Annotated in this window: 1 protein-coding gene; it reads right to left on the bottom strand. The window is 74.2% G+C overall.

All coding sequences use genetic code 11. From position 1 onward, the window contains the following. Positions 1-76: 76 nt before the first annotated feature. Positions 77-1,342: MFS transporter (locus HO151_RS03325; RefSeq protein WP_173894618.1), on the bottom strand; the 1,266-nt coding region annotated here is incomplete at its 5' end.

Consider the following 1,342-nt stretch of genomic DNA (forward strand, 5'->3'; position numbering starts at 1 on the left):
GGTCAGGTCAGCCCCCCGGCCGGGTCAGGCGGGTCCGGACCCTCCGGCCGGGCCGGGGGCAGGCTGCCCCGGCCGGTCAGGCCGCCACGCTGTAGCGGCGCAGCGCCGGCATCGTCACGGCCAGCACCAGCATGGAGACGACGACGAGCAGCCCACCTCCCACGACCGCCGTGCGGGCGCCCAGCGCCGACCCGGCCGTGCCGTGCAGCACGTCGGCCAGCCGCGGACCGCCCGCGACGACCACCGTGAAGACGCCCTGCATCCGGCCCCGGAGCTCATCGGTGACGGCGGAGAGCAGGATGGCGCCGCGGAAGACCATGGACACCATGTCGGCGACACCGGCTGCGGCGAGGAACGCCACGGCCACCCACAGGTTGGCGCTCAGCCCGAAGCCGGTGACGGCCACGCCCCAGGCGATCACGGCGACGATGACCATCAGACCGTGCCGGCGCACCCGGGAGAAGGTGCCCGACATGAGTCCGCCGAGCACCGCGCCGACGGGGATCGCCGCGAACAGCAGTCCGAGCGCCAGACCTTCGCCGTACGGCGCGTACGTCTGGGAGGCGAGCTGGGGGAAGAGCGCGCGGGGCATGCCGAGGACCATGGCGATGATGTCGGCGAGGAAGGACAGCAGCAGCACCTGGTGCAGCGAGATGTAGCGGAAGCCCTCCGCTATCCCCCGCAGCCCCGCCCGGCCGGCCGCCCTCGCGGCGGCGGTCAGGGGCGGCAGCGCGGGGAGCCGGTGGACGGCCCACACCGTGGCGCACAGGGCCACGGCGTCGATCAGGTAGAGCTCGGCGAGGCCCACCACCGGGATGAGCGCGCCGGCGAGCAGCGGGCCGGCGACCAGACCGGTCTGCATGACGGTCGAGCCGAGGGCGTTCGCCGCGGCCAGTTCCTCCTCGGGCACCAGCCGGGCGATGGAGGCCTGGCGGGCCGGTGAGTTCAGCCCGAAGAAGGCCTGCTGGACGGCGAGCAGCACCATCAGGACGGCGACCGAGCCGAGTCCGGTGACGGCCTGGACCCAGAAGAGGAGGGAGGTGACGGCTATGCCGGTGTTGGTGACGAGGAGCAGTTTGCGCCGGTCCACGCTGTCGGCGACGGCACCGCCCCAGAGCGCGAACACGACGAGGGGCAGCAGCCCCGCGAAGCTCGCGTAGCCGACCCAGGCCGAGGATCCGGTGATGTCGTAGATCTGCTTGGGTACGGCGACGGCGGTGAGCTGGCTGCCCACGGCGGTGACGATGGTCGAGGACCAGAGGCGGCGGTAGGCGGGCCGGCGCAGCGGGCGCGTGTCCATGGCCCAGCGGCGCCACCCGGCCCGCCCGCCGCGGTCCGGGGC

This window comes from Streptomyces sp. 8P21H-1, assembly GCF_013302945.1.